Below are 21,000 nucleotides of genomic sequence, written 5' to 3'. Positions count from 1 at the left end.
CGACATGGCAGGGAAATACAGAGTGCGGTTTATGCAACGAGTCGAGACCATGCCTAAGGCAGTAGCCAAATCCGAAGTCTTCCGTGGCCTGATGACACGCGTGTTGTGGTTGGTCATGGCGCTTGCCTGCGCGCAATCGGTGTCTGCCCAGACCTGCACGGCGATACCGCAGCGGACGACGAACCCCACCATGGCCAGCCTCACGAATTGGACGGCCGGTGGTGGATGGACATCCATTTCAATTCTGGGCAGCCCGGCAGGCGCACAGATATGGACCAATAACGCCAATGGTTCGACGTTGTCGCAGAACCTGACTCGCGTTTCCGGAGGCGCGGTCCTGCAATTCGATGTGGCATGGAACAATGCCGAAGCGCCGAGCGGGCCGCCCAATTGGGTCGATGGCAACCAGACTCGTCTGGATGTGGTGTATGCGGGCGTCGTCTATGCAAGCATCTTCACCTCGACATGGCAGGGCGGAGTAAACATGACGCGCCCCGGCCCGACGACCGGGTCGACGATTACCATGCAAAACGGAGCCACGCTGCTATCGGGGAACAACCCACCGTTGCCGACGAACCTGAGCACGGCGTTCACCTGGAACACCCTGCAAATGCAATTGCCGGACAACGTGGTTCAGTCCGGGCTTCTGGAGTTCAAGATGTACCGCATGCAGAATGCGGCCGGATCGGGGGGCGCGGACGACGATTTCTATCTCAGGAATGCGACCGTGGCGGATCGCACGCTCTGCGTGGTCAAGAGCACGCCGATCGGTTCCGGCACATTCGCGTTCACCAGCACCAACCTTGATACGGACCTGGCGACTGCGGGGAACCAGACCGCATTGTCGATCACCACGGCAGGTGCGACGGCAGTCGCCTACGACGCCGATACGGGCACGGCTGGCGCGCAGCCTTCTTTCGTCAATGCCAATCCGGTGACGGTGACCGAAACGGTACCGACCGGATTCAACCTCACTTCCGCCACCTGCGACAACGGCGTCACCGGCACGATATCGGGCGGCAACAAGGTCACCTTCTCGACGGTGCCCGGCGGCACGCAGGCAACTTGTACGCTGACGAATTCCCGCCCGCGCATCCGCTTGCAGAAAGCACTGCCTGGTGGGCGCTTGCTGGCGACCGACCAGTTCACGCTTACGGTGTCCGGCCCACGCAACGCCAGCAATACCACCGCTACGGTGACCACCACGGGTAGTGGCACCACCGCGACGGGCGTCGCCGACTTCAATCCGGGCGATGCCGGTGGGAGCTACACCCTCAGCGAAGCCGCAGCTGGCACGACCGTCATGGCGGTCTACAACCCGAGCATCAGTTGCAGCAATGCGACTGCCGGATCTTCCACCGTGCTTCCGAGCGGAAGCGGCACCAGCTTCACGCTGACCGCGGCGGCGGCGGATGACATCACCTGCACATTCAGCAATCCCCAACGCCCATTGCCGACGGTGACGGTCCGCAAGACCAGCCTGGGCAGCACGGGCACGTTCAATTTCAGCGGAACGAACGGGATCGCCAACCAGGCGATCACGACCGCCACGGTGGGAACCCCACAAGCAGGCGCCGCGCAAACACTGACGGCAGGGTTGACCGCCACCACTGTCACCGAGGTCGCACCGCCAGCCGGGTTCATCCTGCAATCGATCACCTGCACGGGACTGGGCGCAGGCGGTACGGCGACGCCGACCATCAATGGCGCAAGCGGCGGCAGCGTGTTGCTGGATGCCGCGGCGACGGCATACGGAAGCAACATCGTCTGTACGTTCACCAATACCAATCAGGCGGACCTCTCGATCACCAAGACCAACAGTGTGACGACGGTGACTTCTGGGACCAGCACGACGTATACGCTGGTGGTGAACAACAACGGTCCTGCGCCAGTCACGGGTGCAGTGGTCAAGGACGCGCCGGTCTCGGGCCTGACGTGTCCTGCCGGGAATGCCGTGACCTGCAGCGGCACCGGCTGTCCCGCCGGTCCGCTCACGATGTCCAGCCTGACGTCCGGCGTCACGATGGGCACGATGGCGGCGAACACCAGCGCGACATTCACGGTCACCTGCAACGTCAACTGATAGCCGTATCTGTTCGCACGAAGCGAACACTGCGTTCGCAACTGCAAGAGAAAAATTCACGTGCTGCGCATGTGGATTTTGAGAGGCTAATCCAAGGGCAACGGTAGTTCCCCACGAAGACGCTGGCATCGCATTCCTCGGGGTTGAGGATGCGATGAATCGCGCAACAAGAACCGCAAAGTCGGAGCCTGCAGCTCCGGCGCCAATCGACTGATATCCCCCCGATCCGGCCCCCGGAAAGTCGGGTGCAGATCCGGTCGGAATGGCTTGCGCGGAAGAGTGGAGAAAACGCCGCATTCCCGATGTGGCGGAGTTGGCAAATCACAGATCGAGATGAATCAGGATGGAAAATCCGGTGAATAATGCTGGACGCGTGTGGGCTCTTTCGTTGCGAGGGCAGCCAGACATGAATGAAGGAACATTCCAACCGAAACTCTCCGGGCGGCTGGCGCTGGCATTCATCCGATTGTGTTTCGCGGTGACCGTGATGGTTGGCGCACCGATGGTCGCGCATGCGCAGACCGTGGTGTTCAAGGAAGATTTCGAGAACAATCCGGACAACACGACAACCGGTGAAAAAGGGCTGGCGCCTCCCATCGCGGCCGGGGAAATCCAATACGTCGCTGCAAGCGGCATGACGTATTCGGCGTCGACACAGTGGGCGAATGCCAATTTCTGCAACGGCATTGTCCTGAGCGCGGCCAACGGGGACTACCAAACGGCAGGCTCCACGACTTCAAGCGCAGCCACCGCAAGTGGTTCCGAACTGCCATGGACATCGCTCGATAACGGCAAGTGCCGGCCTGCGGCTGGTTCGCAGTCCTATAACGCGATTCGCAGCCTGGCGCGCGGCATCGGGCAATTCCTCATCAATGCGGGGATACCGAACGCCGACAGCAACATCGATCACAATCACATCGTCAGCAGTTACACCGAATGTCCGGCTGGCACCTGCGGCACACTCGGCACTGGCAATACCAACGGTCGCATGTTCGACATGCCGACCACTATCGCCGTCACCGGCAACCATTACTACACGATGTCGATCGTCGTCGGTGCGGCGAATTGCACGAATCCTCCGCAATTGCAGTTCCAGTTGTTCGATGCCGCAACCCCGAACAGTCCGGTGAACATCGGTACGCCGCAGGATCCCTGTGTCGGAGCGACCACGATCTCGGTGACAAATCTCCAGATATCGCCGTTCTCATCCCCGTCAAATATTTCCGTCCGACAAGTACCGGCCAATGCCGCCGTCAAATTCACCGGTACGCAGCTTGGGTTCCGCGTCATCAACAACCAAGGCGCGGAATTCGGCAACGACACCGGGTTCGACAACATCGTCGTGACCGACGTGACGCCGCGTCTGAGCAAGGCATTTTCCCCGGCGATGGTGACGCCTGGAAGCACGGCGCAAATCACCTTCACCGTGACCAACACCAGCGACAACCTTGCCAAGGCAGGATGGTCCTTCACTGACAACCTGACCTCAGGCTTGACCCTGGCCAATACGACGATTGGCGGCACCTGTCTGAACAGCGCAGGCACCGCCGGAACAACCGCGAGCCTGACCAGTGGAGCCGCAGGCAGCACTTCGTTCACGATCGGCGGCAGCCTGCCGGCGGTCGCTTCGTGCACGATCACCGTCAATGTTCAAGTGGCCGGTACGGTGACGGCGAATCAGTTGCAGAACTGCCCAGCCAACATCGCCAACCTGAGTTTCATCAATCCGCCGACGATCTGCGCGACGCTTGCCATCGCACGCAATGTGTCGTTGACCAAGCAGTGGGTGAATGCCATCTCCGGCAACGCAGTGAGCCTGGCCGTGCAAAACGCGACGCCGGCGACGGTCGCCAGTGGCACATCGACGGCACCGGCGAGCGGCGCGACGCCCAACGGCGCGATCCAGATCGGCACGACGGCAACGATCTCCGAGGCCTTCACTTCGGGGAGTGCGAGCTCCTACGTGCAAACGTTCGTCTGTCGAAAGACCAGCGACAACAGCGTGGTCACGACGACGGCGAGTGGCTTGAGCGCCAGCTTCACCGTTCCCGGCGACAGCGACGTGACCTGTACCGTCACCAATACCGGGACGGCCAAGTTGACCATCCGCAAATCGGTTCCGAGCGGGCAGGGCACGTCGTTCGATTTCAGTCAGAGCGGTATCCCCTCGCCGGCAGTCACGACGTTCTCACTCAACCCCAGTACCGCGGGTTCGGGCGGAACGTTGTTCGCCGACCAGGTGTTCACTGGTGTTCCTTCGGGAACTGCCATCAGCGTCAACGAGCTTGCCTCGGCATCCACGTCCGCGTATTCGGTGACGGATCTCACCTGTACCAACCAGGGATCGGGTTCGACGGGCAGCACGTTCGCCTACACCATCAGCAACGGTGCGTTGAATGGATCGCCCAAGGCGACCGCGAACGTGACCCTGACTGCTGGCGCGGACGTGTTGTGCACCTACACGAACACGAAGAACGCCAGCATCGTCATCACCAAGAACACGGTGGGAGGCGACGGCACGTTTACCTTCAACGAAACGGCTGCTTCATTGGGCGTGTTGCCGGTCGGCGTCACTCCCACGCCGCCCCATACCTTGACCACCAGCGGCGGCACTGCGGCGATCAATACCCAGATCACTGGAATCACCCTGCTGGGCGCCAATGTCACCATCAGCGAAAATGCGCCACCGGCGGGATTCTTCCTGCAAAGCATCGCCTGCACCAACCTGGCCACGGGTACTGCATTGACGACAGCAACCACGCCATCCGCCACGGTCACCTTGGCCAGCAGGCAGGTGGTATTGGGTGGTGTGGTGACGGGCAATCAAATCAACTGCACGTTCACCAATGGTGCCTTTCCCAAGGTGACGATCAAGAAACTGTCCAATGGCGGGACCGGAAGTTTCAGTTTCAGCGGCGGAACCAACGGTTTGCCGGCAGCGTTGACGCTGGATACCACCACGACCAATCCGCAAACTTCGACCACCTACACACTGGCGGCCGTGAATACCGCAAGCAGCCTGACCGAAACCATTCCCGCAGGGTGGATGTTGAGTTCGATCGTTTGTACCGATGTCGCCAACAACGCGATTTCGGTGACCGCCAATACCGCGACCGGACAATTGACGATTCCCGCGGCATCCGTGGTGGCCGGCGCCAATTACACCTGCACATTCACCAACGCCAAACAGCCGACCCTTACCCTGGTCAAGACAGTGACCAACGACAACGGCGGCACGCAGCTGGCGACTGCATGGACGCTGACGGCGACGGGGCCAGTCACCATCACAGGTGCGACGGGTTCGGGCACGGTGACGAATGCGGTGGTTCCGACGGGAACCTACGCGTTGAGCGAAAGTGGCCCGGCCAATTACGTGGCCGGACCGTGGAGTTGCACGGCGGGGACATTGTCGGGAAGCAGCGTGACGCTGGCTTCCGGCCAGAATGCAACCTGCACCATCAACAACAACGACAGCAATCAGGCTGACCTGTCGATCATCAAGACCAACGGAGCGAACAGCTTGGTGTCGGGGGCGACCACCACCTACACCATCACGGTGTCGAATGCCGGCCCGGCTACGGCAACGGGTGCGATCGTCAAGGACACACCCACTTCGGGCCTGACTTGTCCGCCTGGAAATGCCGTGACATGCAGCGGCACGGGTTGTCCCGCCGGTCCGCTCACGGTGACGAGCCTGACGTCCGGTGTCACGATGGGGACAATGCCGGCGAACTCCACCGCGACATTCACGGTCACCTGCAACGTCAACTGACGAGTCGATAGGAGCGCTCTATCGATTTTTTGGCGATATGTAACGAGAACGACGTCTCCCTATCTGAAGAATTCAACCCATTTCCCCGCAAGATAGGCTTCGGGATGGCAAAATGAACAAGTTATTTTGTTCATTTATGTGAGTTCAGATTTCATGGCCGGAATGGGGACGGTTCGGTCCGCGGGTACAAGGGTTGCCGCGGCTCTCGGGGGGGGTTTCAGCAACTGGAACAAGCGGAAGTCATGGGCGACCGGTGCCGGCCATATGGCCCGTGCACATGCATGGCGGTGCGTTGTCATTGCTGGCCTGGGGCTGTTCGGGCCATTGCAAGTACAGGCTGCAACGACCGGAACCTGGACAACCAGTGCGACTGGCGGAACGGCGACAGCCAATGGCGTGACCGTGACATGGACGGATGCCAGTTCCGCTGCGACGTATTCGACGGATTTCTTGAACGCAACGAATTTCTGGTCGAACCCATACGGTGCGGCAGTGAATGGCAATGCCTCGCTGTCTCCGACGTTCAACAACATCGGCGTGGCAGGGTATTCGAAGACGATCACGGTGACCTTTAGCAAGGCTGTCGATAATCCGGTCCTGCACGTGGATCGACTGGGTGGCGGTACCGATCTGTTGAATACGGGCGTATATACGCCGACTTCCACGGTCTGGACGCTGAGTGGCGCAAGCGCATCAGGTGGCCCCGTCACCATCACGCAACTCGCGGGAAACGGCGCGTTTCAGCTGAGCGGGAACAGTTTTCAGCGCAGCATCGTCGGAACGACGGATGGCATCGGCGAATGCACGAGTTCGGCGACAGGCAGCAGTGGTACTGCTTGCGGGTCGGTGAGATTCAATGGGACTGGCATTACATCACTGACGTTTACCGTGACGTCAGTGGGAGGCACCAATGCGCTGACCGGTACTTCCGGCGACGGTTTGGAGTTCGCCTGGTCGATCAAGGGCGCGACCCTGCAAGTCAGGAAACAATCGCTGGGGGGCACGCAAAATTTCTCCTTTACCAGCACCAATGGTTTTTCCGGAACCCTGAATCTCAATACCGGCACGTCCAATCCGATCACGGGGCCGGTCCCGGCCGCTGCGATCCCGAACAATAGCCAAGCGATCACGGTTGTCGAAGGGAATCCGGGCGGTGCCTGGACCCTGCAATCGGCGTCCTGCCAGGACCAGAATGGCAACACCGTTGCGTCGTCGCAGTCCGGCGGAGGCAACAGGACCCTGACCATCGCTGCGGCGGCCTACCAGGCCAATCAGGACATCCTTTGTACTTTCGTCAATGCCAATCCCCCGACGCTCACCCTGGTCAAGGTGGTAAGTGGGGGCTCGAACCTGGCTACCGACTGGACGTTGACCGCGACCAGGAGCGGAGGCGGGACGATCATTTCCGGCGTAACGGGTTCGGCCGCGGTAACAGGCGCATCAGTGACGACGGGCACTTACACATTGAGCGAAAGCGCGACACCGACCGGATATGCCGCCAGCCTGTACTCCTGCAGCAAGAATGGTGGCGCAGCCGTCAGCAGCAATAGCGTCACGATTGCCGGTGGCGATATCGTCACCTGCACCATCACCAACAGGAGGCTCACGGCGGATCTGTCGATCACCAAGAGCAATGGGGTTACATCCGTCGTTTCCGGCAGTACCACGACGTACACCATCCGCGTCACCAATAGCGGACCGGACGCCGCCACGGGCGCGATCCTCAAGGATCCGGCTGCAGCAGGCCTGACCAAGACGGCGGTCGCCTGTTCGGGAAGCCCGGGGCAGTGCACGGCTGGAACCACGCCGACGATTGCGCAGCTGCAAGACACGGTGAACGGATACGCATTGCCGACCTTGACGGCTGGACAGTTCTACGAGATCACCGTGACTTGCAGCGTCAACTGATTCGGTCAGTTGTGCAGCAGGAAGATCGTTGCCAGCCCGAGGAAGCTGAGGAAACCCATCACGTCGGTGATGGTGGTGAGGATGACGCCGCCGGCGAGGGCAGGATCGAAGCCCATGCGCTTCACCATCACCGGCACGAACACGCCGCCCAAGGCGGCGGCGGTGAAGTTGATGGTCAGCGCCATCGCGATCACCAGCGCGAGCATCGGATCGCGGAACCACAGCAGCACGACCAGTGCGAGCAGTATCCCGATTCCGATGCCGTTGATGATGGCGATGCGGACTTCCTTCCACACCAGCGTCATCACGTTGCTGGAGCCGATCTGGCCGAGCGCAAGACCTCGCACCATCAGCGCGAGTACCTGCGTCCCCGCGTTGCCGCCCATGCCGGCGACGATCGGCATCAATACCGCCAATGACACCAGATGGGCGATGGTGCCCTGGAACTGGCCGACCACCGATGACGCCAGGAACGCGGTGGCGAGATTGATCGTCAACCACAGCATGCGGCGGCGGAAGGCGCGACGCACCGGCGAGAACAGATCCTCTTCCTCGTCGAGGCCGGCGGCCGACAACACCTGGTGTTCGGCCTGGTTGCGGATGATGTCGACGACGTCATCGATGGTGATGCGGCCGAGCAGGATGTTGTTGTCGTCCACGACCGGGGCCGAGATCCAGTCGTGGTTGGAGAACTGGCGCGCGACTTCGTCGGAAGTCTCGTGGACGTCGATGGCCGGCTGTTCGCCGTCCATCAATTCGTTCACCGACGTGTTGGAATCGTGGGTGAGCAAGGCTTGCAGCGCGATGCGACCGAGATACTGGTGGCGCTTGCTGACGACGTAGAGGTGGTCGGTGTGTTCCGGCAATTCGCCGCGCAGGCGCAGGTAGCGCAGCACGACGTCGACGGTGGTGTCGGTGCGTACCGTGACCACGTCGGGATTCATGAGGCGGCCGGCGGTGTCTTCCTCGTAGGACAGCACCTGTTCGAGGCGCTCGCGGTTCTCGCGGTCCATCGACTTCAGCACTTCGTCGACGACCGTGTCCGGCAGATCCTCGGCGAGGTCGGCGAGGTCGTCGATGTCGAGGTCCTCGACCGCGGCGAGTAGTTCGTCGGGATCCATGTCGGCGATCAGGCCTTCGCGGACTTCCTCGCCGACGTGGACCAGCACTTCGCCGTCGTCCTCGGGATCGACCAGTCCCCAGACCACGCTGCGCTTGGCAGGTGGCAGGGATTCAAGCAGGTTGCCGATTTCCGCCGGCGACAGCGTATTGACCAGTCGCCGCACGGGGCCGAGGCGACCACTGTCCAGCGCGTCGCTGAGCAGGCGCAGCTGTCGTGCAGTCTTGTCGTGGCGGAGGATTTCGGCCAAGGCGCGGATTCCGTTGGGCGGCCGCGCCAAGGCGCGACGGATCAGGCGTTCATGGGCCGATTATCGCCCGCGAAGGTTGCCGCCGTCACCCCGCGGCGGGATTGTCCTGCATCCATTGCTCGATGGCGGCGCGATCCTGCAGGCGCAGCAGGTGCGGCAGCATTGCGCGGCGCGCTTCATAGCTCGTGGCGCGGACGGCCTTGCGCACTTCCAGCAGGCTCGACGGATGCATGCTGAATTGCTCGAGTCCGAGCGTGAGCAACAGCGGTGCGTAGAGCGGGTCGGCGGCGAATTCGCCGCACATCGCCACCGGGCGTCCGCGCAAGCGGGCGGTGCGGATGATGTCGGCGAGCACCCGCAAGACCGCCGGATGCAGCGGTGTGTAGAGGTCGTCCAGCGCGTCGTTGCCGCGATCGGCGGCAAGCAGGTACTGCACCAGGTCGTTGGTGCCGATCGAGACGAAATCGACCAGGCCGATCCAGCGCGACAGCGACAGTGCCGCCGAAGGCACTTCGATCATCGCGCCGAGTGGCACCAGTTCGCGGATCGCCGTATGCGTCTTCGACAGTTCAGCATGCAGGCGCTTCAGGCGCAGGCGCACCGATTTGATCTCCTCGCGTCCCGACACCATCGGCAGCAGGATGCGCACCGGTCCGTAGGCGGAGGCGCGCAGGATGGCGCGCAACTGATCGTCGAACAGGTCGGGGCGGCGCAGCGACAGGCGGATGCCGCGTACGCCGAGCGCGGGGTTGGGTTCGCCGGTCAACGCGAGTCCGGTGCGGTCCGCCTTATCGGCACCGATGTCGAGCGTTCGGATGGTGACGGGACGTCCGGCCATGCCGAGCACGGCGTCGCGATAGGCGAGGAACTGTTCCTCTTCGCTCGGCACTTCGTCGCGTTGCAGGAACAGGAATTCGGTGCGATACAGGCCGACGCCGTTGGCGCCGAGCATGTGGCCGGTGGCGATGTCCTCGCGGGTTTCCGCGTTGATCCACAACTCGATGTCCTGGCCATCGCGGGTGCGGGTGCGTTCGCGCCGCAGCTTTTGCAGCGCCTTGCGTTCGCGTTGCTCCTCGCGCGCCTTGACCCGGTGCTGGCGCAGGTCGCTGGCGGATGGCTCGACGATGATCGTGCCGGTGTCGCCATCGACGATCAGCACGTCGCCGTCGTTGATGTCGGCAAGCGCCTCGACCGATCCGCTGACCATCGGCAGGTGCAGGCTGCGCGCGAGGATGGCGCTGTGCGAATAGGCGCTGCCAGCGATCGTGACGATGCCGAGCACGCCCTGCGATGGCAGGCGGGCGAGATCGGCCGGCGCCACGCTGGGCGTGACGAGGATGTCGCCGGCGGCACCGGCGACTTCGGCGTCGCGCTGGTGCAGTGCGCTGTGGATGCGCAGGATCACCTGGTCGATGTCTTCCATGCGTCCGCGCAGGTAGGCATCATCCATCGCCGCGAAGGCCTCGGCGACGCGGTCGCGTTGCAGGCGCAGGGCGTAATCGGAACTGCACAGCTCGTCCTGCACCAGCGACTTCAGGCCGCGCAGCAATTCGGGGTCGTCCAGCACCAGCGTGTGGACGTCGATCAGATCGCGGACTTCCTTGGTCAGGGTGTCCTGCAGCTTCTCGCGCAGCGCCGCCATCTCGCCGCGCACCACGCCGATCGCCGAGCGCAGGCGCGCAAGTTCGGCCGGGACATCGCTGGCACGGATGCGTTCCTCGCGGATCTGCAACGGATGGGTGTGCACCACGCGGGCGCGACCAAGCGCACTGCCGCGCGCGGCCGGTTGCGCCTGGTACACGCGCCGCATCGCTTACTCGCCCTCGTCGAAGCGGCGTGCGAACAGGTCGACGACCGCGGCGACCGCGGCATCGGCGTCTTCGCCTTCGGCGCGCACCACGACCGTGCTGCCGACGCCGGCCGCCAGCATCATCACGCCCATGATGCTCTTGGCGTCCACTTCGCGGCCGCGTGCGGCAAGCATGATCTTCGCCTTGAACGGCGCCGTGGTTTGCACCAGTTTCGCGCTGGCCCGCGCGTGCAGGCCGAGTTTGTTGATGACGGGGATCTCTTGCTCTGCCATCGCTCAGCCCTCGTCCAGGACAACACCGTTGCGACCACCCACCGAGGCGATCGACTGCAGCCCGGCGAGATCGTGGTCGGCGTAATTCATCACCCGCAGCACCATCGGCAGGCTCACCCCCGACACGCGTCTCGCAGGCGTGCCCAGGCGCACCAGTTGCGCGGCGAGATTGCTCGGGCTGGCGCCGTAGACATCGGTCAACACCAGCACGCCTTCGCCGTCATCGACCTTGCGCAACTCCGCGCTCGCCAGCGGCAAGGCGGTTTGCGGATCGAGATCGAACGGCAATTCGTAGACGCCGGTTTTCAGCGGCAGGTTGCGCAGCAGACGCTCTGCCGCGGCCAGCATCGGCCTGCCGATGCCTTCATGGGTGACGAGGAGGAGTCCGACGCTCATGCCATCAAATTAGCATGAGACCGTGGCGATCACTCGAGTTCGCGATGGAAGGTCGCGACTTCTTCCCAGCCACGATCACGGGCGTGTTCGGCGATCACTTCGGCGAGGTAGACCGAACGATGGCGACCGCCGGTGCAACCGAAGGCGACGGTGACGTAGCTGCGGGTTTCGCCTTGCAATTTGGGCAGCCAGGTGTCGAGGAAGTCGGTTACCTGCTTCACGTAGGTGGTGACTTCCGGCTCGCCTTCGAAGTATTCGCGCACCGCCTTGTCACGTCCCGAGAGCGGACGCAGCGCCGGTTCCCAGTGCGGGTTGGGCAGCATGCGCGCGTCGAGCACGAAATCGGCATCGGCGGGAATGCCGCGCTTGTAGGCGAAGGATTCGAACAGCAGCGACAGCTGGTGGTCGGGCGTGGCGTCGAGTTCCTTGGTCAGCGTGCGCCGCAGCTGGTGCACGTTGAGCGCGCTGGTATCGATCAGCACGTCGGAGAGTGCGCGCAGCGGCTTCAGCGCCTGGCGTTCGAGGCGCAGGGAGTCGGCCAGTGCCAGGCCGAGATGGCTGAGCGGGTGCTTGCTGCGCGATTCCGAATAGCGCTTCACCAGCACTTCGTCGGAGCTTTCGAGGAAAACCAGCTGTGGGTCGAGTCCGATCGCGCCGACTTCGCCCAGCCACTCCGGCATCTGCGCGAGGTCGCTGCGGCTGCGGATGTCGATGCTCGCGGCCATGCGTTCGATCGGGAAGCCGTCGTCGGCGATCATCCGTCGCGCCCATTCCGGCAACATTTCCGCGGGCAAGTTGTCGACGCAGTGGAAACCGAGGTTTTCCAGCGTGCGCAACGCGACCGATTTGCCGGAACCCGACATGCCGGTGACCAGGATGAGGCGGGGCGTGGTCATGGCGAGGGTTCCAGGAAGTGCGAATGACGGGCCATGAAGGCGGCGGCGGGATCGACGCCCTTGGCGCGCAGGATGTGCTGGCGCGTCGCGGCTTCGGTGAGCACGGCGAGGTTGCGGCCGGGCATCACCGGCAGGGTGATGCGCGGGACGTCGAGGTCGAGGATGCGCTGGGTGTCGAGATCGCCGGTGAGGCGATCCATGCCGCCCGGTTTCGGCTCCAGGTGCGGGCGGGTGAGGTGCACGATCAGGCGCAGGTACTTGTTGCGCTTCACCGCGGTGTCGCCGAAGGTCTGGCGCACGTTGAGCACGCCGATGCCGCGGACTTCCAGCATGTCCTGCAGGATTTCCGGACAGGTGCCGTCGAGCACGTCGGGCGCGATCTGGGTGAACTCGGGCGCATCGTCGGCGACGATGCGATGGCCGCGCGTGATCAGTTCCAGCGCCAGTTCGCTCTTGCCCGAACCGGATTCGCCTGTGATCAGCACGCCGATTGAATAGATCTCCATGAACACGCCATGCAGCGTGATGCGCGGCGCGAGCCGGCGCGCGAGGAAATACTGGATGTGGTTGAACAGCTCATGGCCGCGGCGCGGCGACACCCAAAGCGGCGTGTCGTTTTCCTCGGCCGCGCGCAACAGGTCGGAGGGGCAGTCCTGGTTCTTGCTGATCACCAGCGCCAGCGGGCGCGCGTCGATCATGCGGCCGATCACGTCCCAGCGTGGGCGGGCGTCCAGCGAATCCAGCCACGCCAGTTCCTCGGCGCCGAGGATCTGTACCTTGTTGGGATAGATGATGTTGAGGTAGCCCGCCAGCGACGGACGGCGTGCGTTGGTCTCAACCGCTTCCAGGACTTGCGAATCGCCGTTGAGGCCCGCCAGCCAGCGCAGGTCCAGTCGCGATTCCAGTCCGTCGAAGGTTTCGCGTGCGGTGACCGACAGCGTCATGACGATGCTCCCTCGGCGAGCAGGTGGAACAGCACATCGTCGTTGACCGCACTGCGCAGGCGTTCGCGCACGTCGTCGTCGGAAAACAATGCCGCGATATCGGCCAGCGCGTGCAGATGCAATTGCGGATTGTCCGTCGGCATCAGCAACGCGAATACCAGATCGACGTCCTGATCGCCGAATCGCGTTGGTGTCGGGAGACGCAGGAAAGCGCCAACAGGCGCCTTCAAACCGGCGATGCGGCCATGCGGAACCGCGACACCGTGGCCGATCGCGGTGCTGCCCATCTGTTCGCGCTGGAGCAATGCTTCAAGCGCGCCGGGTTGGCCGAGCAGGTCGGCGACGGCAGCCAGGGCGTCTTGGCGATCGAGCGCGCGTTTGCTGGTGCTGACGCGCTCGCGATTGAGCAATGAGGCAATCGGCATGGACCAGGCCGGGGAAGTGCTGGCGGGAAGGATATAGCAGAACGGGTGAGGGGCCCTGCCGGGTTCATCTTCCTGTCCCCGCAGATCCATATTGCAGGGCAAAAAAACGGCACGGATCGGAGCGAGCCCCAAACCATGGACGCTGACGCTGAACGCGCGAAAACCCGCTTGAAAGGCCAATGAAAGGAATTGCCGGGGTTGCCACGGCCTGGTCGCGGCTTGCGGCAACTGTGCCCCTGTGCAATATAAAACCGGACATGGGCCACAGTTTGTGGCCCTGTGTATGTATCACCCCGTTCCGCGTTGTTCCCAACAGACATCAACAAAGGAATCGAGAATCATGAGAAGGACGTATCACCTCCGACATCTTTTGCCGGCTGCTGCAATCGGCGTCATCTTCCTGGCCGGAACCACGGTACAGGCCGCACAACCGGCGGACAAAGCCGCCGCCAAGGCAGCGAAGCGGGAGGCCTTCCTGCGTGGCGATGCCTCGTCGAAAGGCAAGCGCCTGGTGATGCCGCGGACTGAAACCGAAGCCGTGGCCGCAAAGCGCGTACTGCCCGCCGGCATCGTCGAGATTCCCGTTCCGGAAGACCGGCTGATGAATGTCTACGCGGTGAAGCGTGCCGACGGCACCTACACGACTTCCCATGACGAGAAGCCGGTTGCCCCGGTCCGCAAGGAGGCGATCAAGTGAACAAGGGCCTTCTTCTCCTTCTCTCGATCGGCTTGACGCTCGCCGGCGCCGCGCAAGCGGCCGAGATCGTGCCGATCAATGTCGATCCGGCCGGCAAGGGTTTGAACGACACCACTGCACGTGCGCCCGAGGGCGGCAATCCCGGCACCACGATCGGCGAACAGCGTCGCATCGTTTACCAATATGCCGCCGATCTCTGGGGCTCGGTGTTGCAAAGCGATGTGCAGATCCGGGTCCAGGCGAGCTTCGAGCCGTTGACCTGTGATGCCACCGGCGCGACGCTGGGGTCCGCGGGGCCGGCAACGGCTTATCTGCTCACTGCGGATGGACAGCCGACACGGATCTATCCCGCCGCGTTGTCCGATGCCTTGATCGGCACCGATCTGCAGAATGGCGCGGGTGTCGACATCGTCAGCCGTTTCAATTCGTCATGGGGCGGCAGCAATCCCGATGGCACGCCGTGCTCACCCGGGTCGGGCTGGTACTACGGCCTGGATGGCAAAACGCCAGCCGGGCAGATCAACTTCCTCAACGTGGTCATGCATGAAATCGGCCACGGTCTCGGCTTCCTCGGGTTCGGCAATGTCAACACCGGTGCGCCGCTGGCCGGCTACCAGGACATCTTCTCGAGCTTCGTTTACGACGATGCCACGCAGAAGGGTTGGTACGAGCTGACCAACGCCGGTCGCGTGACCGCGGAGAAGGCCGGCAAGCTGGTTTTCCGCGGGCCGAACGTGACCGCACAGGTTCCGTTGGTGCTGGGTGAGGCGCTCGGCTTGCGCGCCAGCGGCAATACCGTCGGCAACTACGAGTACGGCACCGCGGTATTCGGTCCGGCAGTCACGACCTCCAACTTCAATGGCCAGGTGGTCGTGGTCAATGACGGCAGCGCCGCACCGACGCAGGGCTGCTCGGCATCCCCCGCCGGTGCCTACGCCGGCAAGATCGCGCTGGTCGATCGCGGAACCTGCGGTTTCGAGCTCAAGACCAAGAACGCGCAGGATGCCGGTGCGATCGCCGTCATCGTCGCCAACAACACCGCGGGCATTTTGAACATGGCCGATGATCCGACGATCACCGCGACCATTCCGGCGCTGATGATCAGCCAGGCCGATGGTGCGGCGATCAAGGCCGGTACTCCCGGTGTGAGCGTCGCGGTGGCCGCGGTGCCGGGTTGGCACGCTGGCGCGGATGCGGCAGGTTACGCCCGACTGTATGCGCCCGCGACATTGCAGCCGGGATCGACGTTCTCGCACTACGACGTGTCGGCAACGCCGAATGCGCTGATGGAACCGGCGATCACGGATACGTTGAATGCGAATCTTGATCTCGACCTGACGCCTGCGGCGTTCCAGGACATCGGCTGGACCCTGAATCCGAACAATGCGCTGATCGATGGTTGCGATACCGGTGTTCCGGTCATTTCCACGGGCGGCATCATCATCGGCGCCAGTGTCCAGGCGCGCGATGATCTGTGCATGGCTGCGGCGTCGAACAAGGGCGGGTATCAGAGTTGCATGAGCAACTACAAGAACCAGCTGGCGGCCAGCGGCCTGCTGCAGGGCAACCAGGGCGGACGCATCGCCAGTTGCAGTGCGCATCGCTCCAAGAAGTAAACATCCTGTCGAAACATGCAGCCCGGCGCTTCACGGCGCCGGGCTGTTCTTTTTGAGAACATGGATGCACGGCATTCAATGGAGTTTCGCCATGAAGCGCGCCTACCTGATCATTCCACTGGCATTGTTGGCGAGCTGCCAGCGCGAACAGGACAAACCCGTTCCCTCGCCAACGGCTGAAACATCACCGGCTGCGGCGCAACCAGTCGTCGCGGAAACGCCGGCACCGGTGCCTGCACCCATCGAACAACCGAAAATCGCGAAGGGTGAAACACAGAAGGTGCAGGCCGGCATTCCACGCAAGATCAAGCTGCCGCCGCCGGAAACGCCGACGCCGATGCTGGCCCCGCAAGCCGAAGTGGCCTACGTCTGCGAAAACGGCACGCAATTGCGCGTTTCGTACCAGGGCGTGACGGCCAATGTCGCGTGGAGTGGTGGTCGCAAGCTCAAGCTCGCGCGCGGTGGCCGCGATGGCGCAGGCGAAACCTACGCCGGCGATGGCTACACATTGCAGCGTCGCGGCAATGTCGTGCAGTTCGACGCACAGGCCGGCGGCACGTCGTGGAAATGCGAGGAGTCGGCATCCAGCGCGTGAGTTAGACGCGCTGGATGCATGCGTGCTGATTACGCCTGCTGTCGCACCGAATCGCCGCGACCGTGATCGACCATGCGGTCTTTCACTTTCATCAACGAACGATCCAGCTTGTCCACCAGCATGTCGATCGCCGCGTACATCGTCGGTGCGCTGGCTTCGGCATGCAGGGTACGGCCGTTGGCGACCACCGTGCCTTCCGCGCAGTGGTTCGGCTTGTCGATGGAGAGCTGGATCTTGGAGTCGAACGGATGCTCGAAGTGACGGCCGAGTCGCTGGAACTTTTCGTTCGCATAGCTGCGCAGGGCGTCGGTGACTTCAAGCTGATGGCCGTGGACTTCGAGATTCATGGCGGCTCCTGTGTCGCCCGGATGGGCGCATCCAGCATTGCGCAATCCGCGGCGAGTGGCGTGAAGATTTCGTCAATTCATTCGCACGCGTTCGTTCGACGGAGGAATGCGCAGGAGGTCACGATATTTGGCGATGGTGCGGCGGGCGACCGGTATTCCGGACAGCTTCAGCTTGTCGGCCAAGGCGGCGTCCGATAGCGGCTTGCGCGGGTCTTCGGCGGCGATCAACTGGCGCAACATGGACTGGATCGCGGCGCTCGATGCTTCGCCGCCGGCGCCGGTATCGATGCCCGAGGCGAAGAAGGCACGCAGCGGCAGGGTGCCGCGCGGGGTGCGCACGTGCTTGCGGGCGATGGCGCGGGAAATCGTCGATTCGTGCAGGCCGAGTTTCACCGACAGCTCGCGCAGGGTGAGCGGGCGCAGCGCCTGTTCGCCGAATTCGAGGAAGCCCGATTGCTCGCGCGCCAGGCAGCGCACGACGTTGAGCAGGGTTTCGCCACGGGCGCGGATCCCCTTGAGCAGCCAGCGCGCTTCCTGCAGCTGGCCGCGCAGGTAGCTGGCGTCGTCACGGTTGGCGCGGCGGATCATCCGCACATACCCCTCGTGGATGCCGATGCGCGGCACCGAGTTGCCAGTCAGGGCGACGTTCCAGACACCGCGGTCGCGCCAGATCACCGCATCGGGGATCACGTAGGTGTCCTGTTCCAGCGATGCCATCGCGGAGCCGGGCTTGGGATCGAGGCTGCGCAGCAGGGTGATCGCCGCGGTGGCGTCCTCGTTGTTGCAGCCAAGCAGGCGGGCAGCGCCTTCGATGCCGAGTTTCGGCAGGCGTTCCAGTTGCGGGCCACACAGGGTCAGGGCGAGATCGCGTTCGCGCGAAGGCGGCAGCATCCGCAGTTGCAGTGACAGGCATTCGCCGAGATCGCGGGCGCCGACGCCGGGGGGATCGAAGCGCTGCACCTGCTCCAGTACCGTGGCGATTTCGTCGTGGCTGGCGTCGATGTCGGGACGCAAGGCTTCGGCGATCGCGTCGAGAGCGTCGCGCAGGTAGCCATCGTCGTCGATGGCATCGACCAGCGCCACGCCGATCGCTTGGGCGCGGGCATCGAGCGGGCTCAGGTGCAGCTGCCAGCGCAGGTGTTCCTGCAGCGATTCCTGTGCCGCGCGATTGAGTCGCGGATCCTCGTCGTCTTCGTCGCTCGGCGTCCATTGGCCGACGACGTCGCCTTCGTCGAGTTTCCATTCGATGTCGCCGAGATCGGCGGCTTCGCCGTCTTCCCGCGTCGGCTCGGCCTCGCGCACGTCGGCATCCTCACCGGACTCTCGCGCTTCGCTGGTGCCGAGCTCGCCGCCTTCCAGCCAGTCGAGCAGGGGGTTGTTCTCGATCGCCTGGGCGACTTCCGCTTCCAGCTCCAGCGCCGAGAGTTGCAGCAGATGCAGCGACTGGCGCAGCTGTGGCGTGAGCGACAGCTGCTGCGACTGCGAGAGATTGACCTGCTGCTTCAAACCGCCTCCGGGGGGATCGGATCAGGCGGTTTCCATCAAGACAGGGTTGTCAGAGACGGAAGGATTCGCCCAGGTACACGCGGCGCACATCGGCATTGTCCAGCAACGCCGCGGGAGCGCCCTGGGCCAGTACCGCGCCTTCATTCAGAATATACGCGCGATCGCAGATGCCAAGCGTCTCGCGGACGTTGTGATCGGTGATCAGCACACCGATGCCGCGATCCTTGAGGTGGCGGACGATGCGCTGGATTTCGTTGACCGAGATCGGGTCGACGCCCGCGAACGGTTCGTCCAGCAGCATCAGGCGCGGACGCGCGGCCAGCGCGCGGGCGATTTCCACGCGACGACGCTCGCCACCGGACAGGCTGGCGCCCATCTGGTCGGCGACGTGGGCGACCTGCAGTTCGTCCATCAACGATTCGAGTTCGCGCCGGCGGCCGTTGGCGTCGAGGTCGGTGCGCAGTTCCAGCACCAGGCGGATGTTGTCGGCGACCGACAGCTTGCGGAACACCGAGGGTTCCTGCGGCAGGTAGCCGACGCCGCGCTTGGCGCGGGTGTACATCGGCAGCGGGGTGATGTCCTGGCCGTCCAGCGTGATGTTGCCGGAATCGGCCGGCACCAGTCCGACGATCATGTAGAAGCAGGTGGTCTTGCCGGCGCCGTTGGGGCCGAGCAGACCAACCACTTCGCCGGCATCGAGCGTGAGCCCGAAATCGCGCACGACCTCACGCGACTTGTAGCGCTTGCGCAGACCTTCAGCGACCAGCACGTCAGGTGCCCGACTTCGGTTGCAGCACCATCTTCACGCGGGTGCCGTCGCCGCCGCTGTTCACGGTGCCAGTCTTCATGTTGTAGGTGACCTTCTGGCCGTTCATCGTGCCCTTGGGCTGGGTCAGCACGACATTGCCGGTGAACACCGCGGTTTCGGTATCGAGGTTGTAGTCGACTTGGGCGGCGGTCGCCTTCATCGGCGAGCCGTCATCGAGGGTTTCGGTCAGCACCACCGGCGATCCCGTCATCAGGATGCGGTTGGTCTTGCCATTGGTCGCCCACACCGTCGCATGCGCGCCTTTCGCCGTCATCGTGCCCTGGATCACCACGACGTTGCCGTCGAGGACATTGGGAGCGGTGGACTTGGTGGAATATTCCACGCGGTCGGCTTCGATGTTGGTCGGCTGCTTGCGATCGGAGGTCTTCGCCTGGACCACGGCGGACGCAGCGAGGGCGAGCAGCAGGGCGATCAGACTGGCGCGCGACTTAGGGGGCATATTGAATCCTGACTTCGTTATGGAGCACGACGCGATCCTGGTTGAAATCGGCGTCCAGGCCCCGACCGCGAATTATAGTGCCCGGCTTGGTAATGACGACCGCATCCGGCGTGGTGGCGCGTTCCTTGCCTTTTTCGGTGAAGACATCGAGGGTCGGGCTGGAAATCCTGCCCTGGTCGGCATCGCCGGTCGGTGAGTCGATCACGGCGTCGCCGCGCAGCTTCACCTGCTCGCCTTTGGCGCTGACCCAGGCCGTCTTCGAGGTCGCCCGCCAGCGCCGGTTGTTGCGGTCGGGGAACAGGAAGGTCGGGGTGTCGAGGTCCATCGCCTGGGTATCGGGATTGCGGCGTAGCTGGGGCGCCGATACCGTCAGCGCTTCCTTGCCCTTTTCATCGAGCGAGACCATGGTGAAATCGGTCAGCACGTAATCAGGGCGGTACTCGGCCTCGCCGCGGGTCTTGAGGTGGTTGTTCTCATTCCAGATCGCTAGGCCGGCCAGCAGCGCGGCCACGCCCAGTGCGACGGTCAGCCATGCGCGCCAGCTCACGGGTGCTCTCCCAGTGCGAGGATGGCGTCGAGCTTGCCATGGGCGGCTAGCAGCAGGTCGCAGGCGTCGCGGGCGGCGCCGCGTCCGCCCTTGCGCGGGGTGATCCAGTTCGCTTCGGCGAGGACCCAGGGATGGGCGTCGGCCGGCGCGATCGAGAGGCCGACCGCACGCAAGGTGGCGAGGTCGGGCAGGTCATCGCCCATGAAGGCGACCTCGTCCATGCCCATGCCCATTTCGGCAGCGATGGCCTGCATGCGTGCCAGCTTGCGGCGCTCATGGGTGTGGATGTGGCGGACGCCCAGCGATTTGCCACGCAGTTCCACCAGGTTGCTGACGCGCGCGGTGACGATCGCGGTCTCGATCCCGGATTCGCGCAGCAGCACCATGCCCATGCCGTCCTGCGAATGGAAGGTCTTGGATTCGTGGCCGTGGTCGTCGAATTGCAGGCGGCCATCGGTCAGCGTGCCGTCGACATCGAAGCCGATCAGGCGGATGCGGGCGGCGCGGGCGAGCAGGTCGGGGGAATAGTTGGAATGCATGAATGGCC

At 63.6% G+C, this 21,000-nt stretch carries 19 protein-coding genes; 6 read left to right on the top strand and 13 right to left on the bottom strand.

Annotated features, from left to right (window positions below; genetic code table 11):
• The first annotated feature begins 49 nt into the window (after positions 1 to 49).
• From ABE093_RS03795 to ABE093_RS03785, 3 genes are all read left to right on the top strand, one after another.
• Entirely contained in the window at positions 50 to 2,083 is a 2,034-nt protein-coding gene (locus ABE093_RS03795) for a prealbumin-like fold domain-containing protein (protein WP_430759509.1), read from the top strand.
• Between the two features lie 406 nt (positions 2,084 to 2,489).
• The gene (locus ABE093_RS03790; RefSeq protein WP_430759508.1) at positions 2,490 to 5,855 is read left to right on the top strand and encodes a prealbumin-like fold domain-containing protein; all 3,366 of its coding nucleotides are present in this window, start codon (positions 2,490 to 2,492) and stop codon (positions 5,853 to 5,855) included.
• Positions 5,856 to 6,119: 264 nt separating this feature from the next.
• Positions 6,120 to 7,763, top strand: coding sequence for a prealbumin-like fold domain-containing protein (locus ABE093_RS03785; RefSeq protein WP_430759507.1), 1,644 nt, complete (start codon positions 6,120 to 6,122; stop codon positions 7,761 to 7,763).
• 5 nt (positions 7,764 to 7,768) lie between these two features.
• On the opposite strand, the gene mgtE is transcribed toward ABE093_RS03785, so the two are convergent.
• The 7 genes from mgtE to ABE093_RS03750 all read right to left on the bottom strand — a co-directional run bounded on the left by mgtE (position 7,769) and on the right by ABE093_RS03750 (position 13,877).
• Complete coding sequence (mgtE, locus tag ABE093_RS03780) at positions 7,769 to 9,133, bottom strand: magnesium transporter (RefSeq protein ID WP_430759506.1); 1,365 nt, start codon at positions 9,131 to 9,133, stop codon at positions 7,769 to 7,771.
• 85 nt (positions 9,134 to 9,218) lie between these two features.
• On the bottom strand, positions 9,219 to 10,943 hold the full coding sequence (gene ptsP, locus ABE093_RS03775) for a phosphoenolpyruvate--protein phosphotransferase (RefSeq protein WP_430759505.1): 1,725 nt from the start codon (positions 10,941 to 10,943) through the stop codon (positions 9,219 to 9,221).
• A gap of 3 nt (positions 10,944 to 10,946) precedes the next feature.
• Positions 10,947 to 11,216: an HPr family phosphocarrier protein gene (locus tag ABE093_RS03770; RefSeq protein WP_430759504.1), complete on the bottom strand. Its 270-nt coding sequence runs from the start codon at positions 11,214 to 11,216 to the stop codon at positions 10,947 to 10,949.
• Positions 11,217 to 11,219: 3 nt separating this feature from the next.
• Positions 11,220 to 11,612 (bottom strand): PTS sugar transporter subunit IIA, encoded by a 393-nt coding sequence (locus ABE093_RS03765; protein WP_430759503.1) that lies wholly within the window; start codon positions 11,610 to 11,612, stop codon positions 11,220 to 11,222.
• 29 nt (positions 11,613 to 11,641) lie between these two features.
• Positions 11,642 to 12,508 (bottom strand): RNase adapter RapZ, encoded by an 867-nt coding sequence (gene rapZ / locus ABE093_RS03760; RefSeq protein WP_430759502.1) that lies wholly within the window; start codon positions 12,506 to 12,508, stop codon positions 11,642 to 11,644.
• Positions 12,505 to 13,452 carry an HPr(Ser) kinase/phosphatase gene (gene hprK, locus ABE093_RS03755; RefSeq protein ID WP_430759501.1) on the bottom strand — a complete coding sequence of 316 codons (948 nt, stop codon included), beginning with the start codon at positions 13,450 to 13,452 and terminating at the stop codon, positions 12,505 to 12,507. The genes rapZ and hprK overlap by 4 nt, the downstream gene beginning before the upstream one ends.
• On the bottom strand, positions 13,449 to 13,877 hold the full coding sequence (locus ABE093_RS03750) for a PTS sugar transporter subunit IIA (protein WP_430759500.1): 429 nt from the start codon (positions 13,875 to 13,877) through the stop codon (positions 13,449 to 13,451). Before ABE093_RS03750 ends, hprK begins: the two co-directional genes overlap by 4 nt.
• A gap of 340 nt (positions 13,878 to 14,217) precedes the next feature.
• Between ABE093_RS03750 and ABE093_RS03745 the strand changes: the two genes are divergently transcribed.
• The 3 genes from ABE093_RS03745 to ABE093_RS03735 all read left to right on the top strand — a co-directional run bounded on the left by ABE093_RS03745 (position 14,218) and on the right by ABE093_RS03735 (position 16,785).
• Complete coding sequence (locus ABE093_RS03745) at positions 14,218 to 14,574, top strand: hypothetical protein (RefSeq protein ID WP_430759499.1); 357 nt, start codon at positions 14,218 to 14,220, stop codon at positions 14,572 to 14,574.
• Positions 14,571 to 16,190 carry a PA domain-containing protein gene (locus ABE093_RS03740; protein WP_430759498.1) on the top strand — a complete coding sequence of 540 codons (1,620 nt, stop codon included), beginning with the start codon at positions 14,571 to 14,573 and terminating at the stop codon, positions 16,188 to 16,190. Before ABE093_RS03745 ends, ABE093_RS03740 begins: the two co-directional genes overlap by 4 nt.
• Positions 16,191 to 16,281: 91 nt before the next feature.
• On the top strand, positions 16,282 to 16,785 hold the full coding sequence (locus ABE093_RS03735; protein WP_430759497.1) for a hypothetical protein: 504 nt from the start codon (positions 16,282 to 16,284) through the stop codon (positions 16,783 to 16,785).
• Between the two features lie 29 nt (positions 16,786 to 16,814).
• On the opposite strand, the gene hpf is transcribed toward ABE093_RS03735, so the two are convergent.
• From hpf to ABE093_RS03705, 6 genes are all read right to left on the bottom strand, one after another.
• Positions 16,815 to 17,132, bottom strand: coding sequence for a ribosome hibernation-promoting factor, HPF/YfiA family (hpf, locus tag ABE093_RS03730; protein ID WP_430759496.1), 318 nt, complete (start codon positions 17,130 to 17,132; stop codon positions 16,815 to 16,817).
• 72 nt (positions 17,133 to 17,204) lie between these two features.
• The gene (locus tag ABE093_RS03725; RefSeq protein ID WP_430759495.1) at positions 17,205 to 18,638 is read right to left on the bottom strand and encodes an RNA polymerase factor sigma-54; all 1,434 of its coding nucleotides are present in this window, start codon (positions 18,636 to 18,638) and stop codon (positions 17,205 to 17,207) included.
• Positions 18,639 to 18,687: 49 nt separating this feature from the next.
• Positions 18,688 to 19,407, bottom strand: a complete 720-nt coding sequence (gene lptB / locus ABE093_RS03720; RefSeq protein ID WP_430759494.1) for an LPS export ABC transporter ATP-binding protein — start codon at positions 19,405 to 19,407, stop codon at positions 18,688 to 18,690.
• A 1-nt stretch (position 19,408) separates the two neighbouring features.
• Positions 19,409 to 19,906 (bottom strand): lipopolysaccharide transport periplasmic protein LptA, encoded by a 498-nt coding sequence (gene lptA, locus ABE093_RS03715; RefSeq protein WP_430759493.1) that lies wholly within the window; start codon positions 19,904 to 19,906, stop codon positions 19,409 to 19,411.
• Positions 19,896 to 20,453, bottom strand: a complete 558-nt coding sequence (gene lptC, locus ABE093_RS03710) for an LPS export ABC transporter periplasmic protein LptC (protein ID WP_430759492.1) — start codon at positions 20,451 to 20,453, stop codon at positions 19,896 to 19,898. Before lptC ends, lptA begins: the two co-directional genes overlap by 11 nt.
• Positions 20,450 to 20,992, bottom strand: coding sequence for a KdsC family phosphatase (locus ABE093_RS03705; RefSeq protein ID WP_430759491.1), 543 nt, complete (start codon positions 20,990 to 20,992; stop codon positions 20,450 to 20,452). The genes lptC and ABE093_RS03705 overlap by 4 nt, the downstream gene beginning before the upstream one ends.
• Between the last annotated feature and the right edge of the window lie 8 nt (positions 20,993 to 21,000).

The sequence above is a fragment of the Solilutibacter silvestris genome, assembly GCF_050574925.1.
GTDB classification, from domain to species: domain Bacteria; phylum Pseudomonadota; class Gammaproteobacteria; order Xanthomonadales; family Xanthomonadaceae; genus Solilutibacter; species Solilutibacter silvestris_A.
The sequence above is the reverse complement of the archived record's forward strand: the minus strand, read 5'-3'. Positions and strand labels throughout refer to the sequence as shown.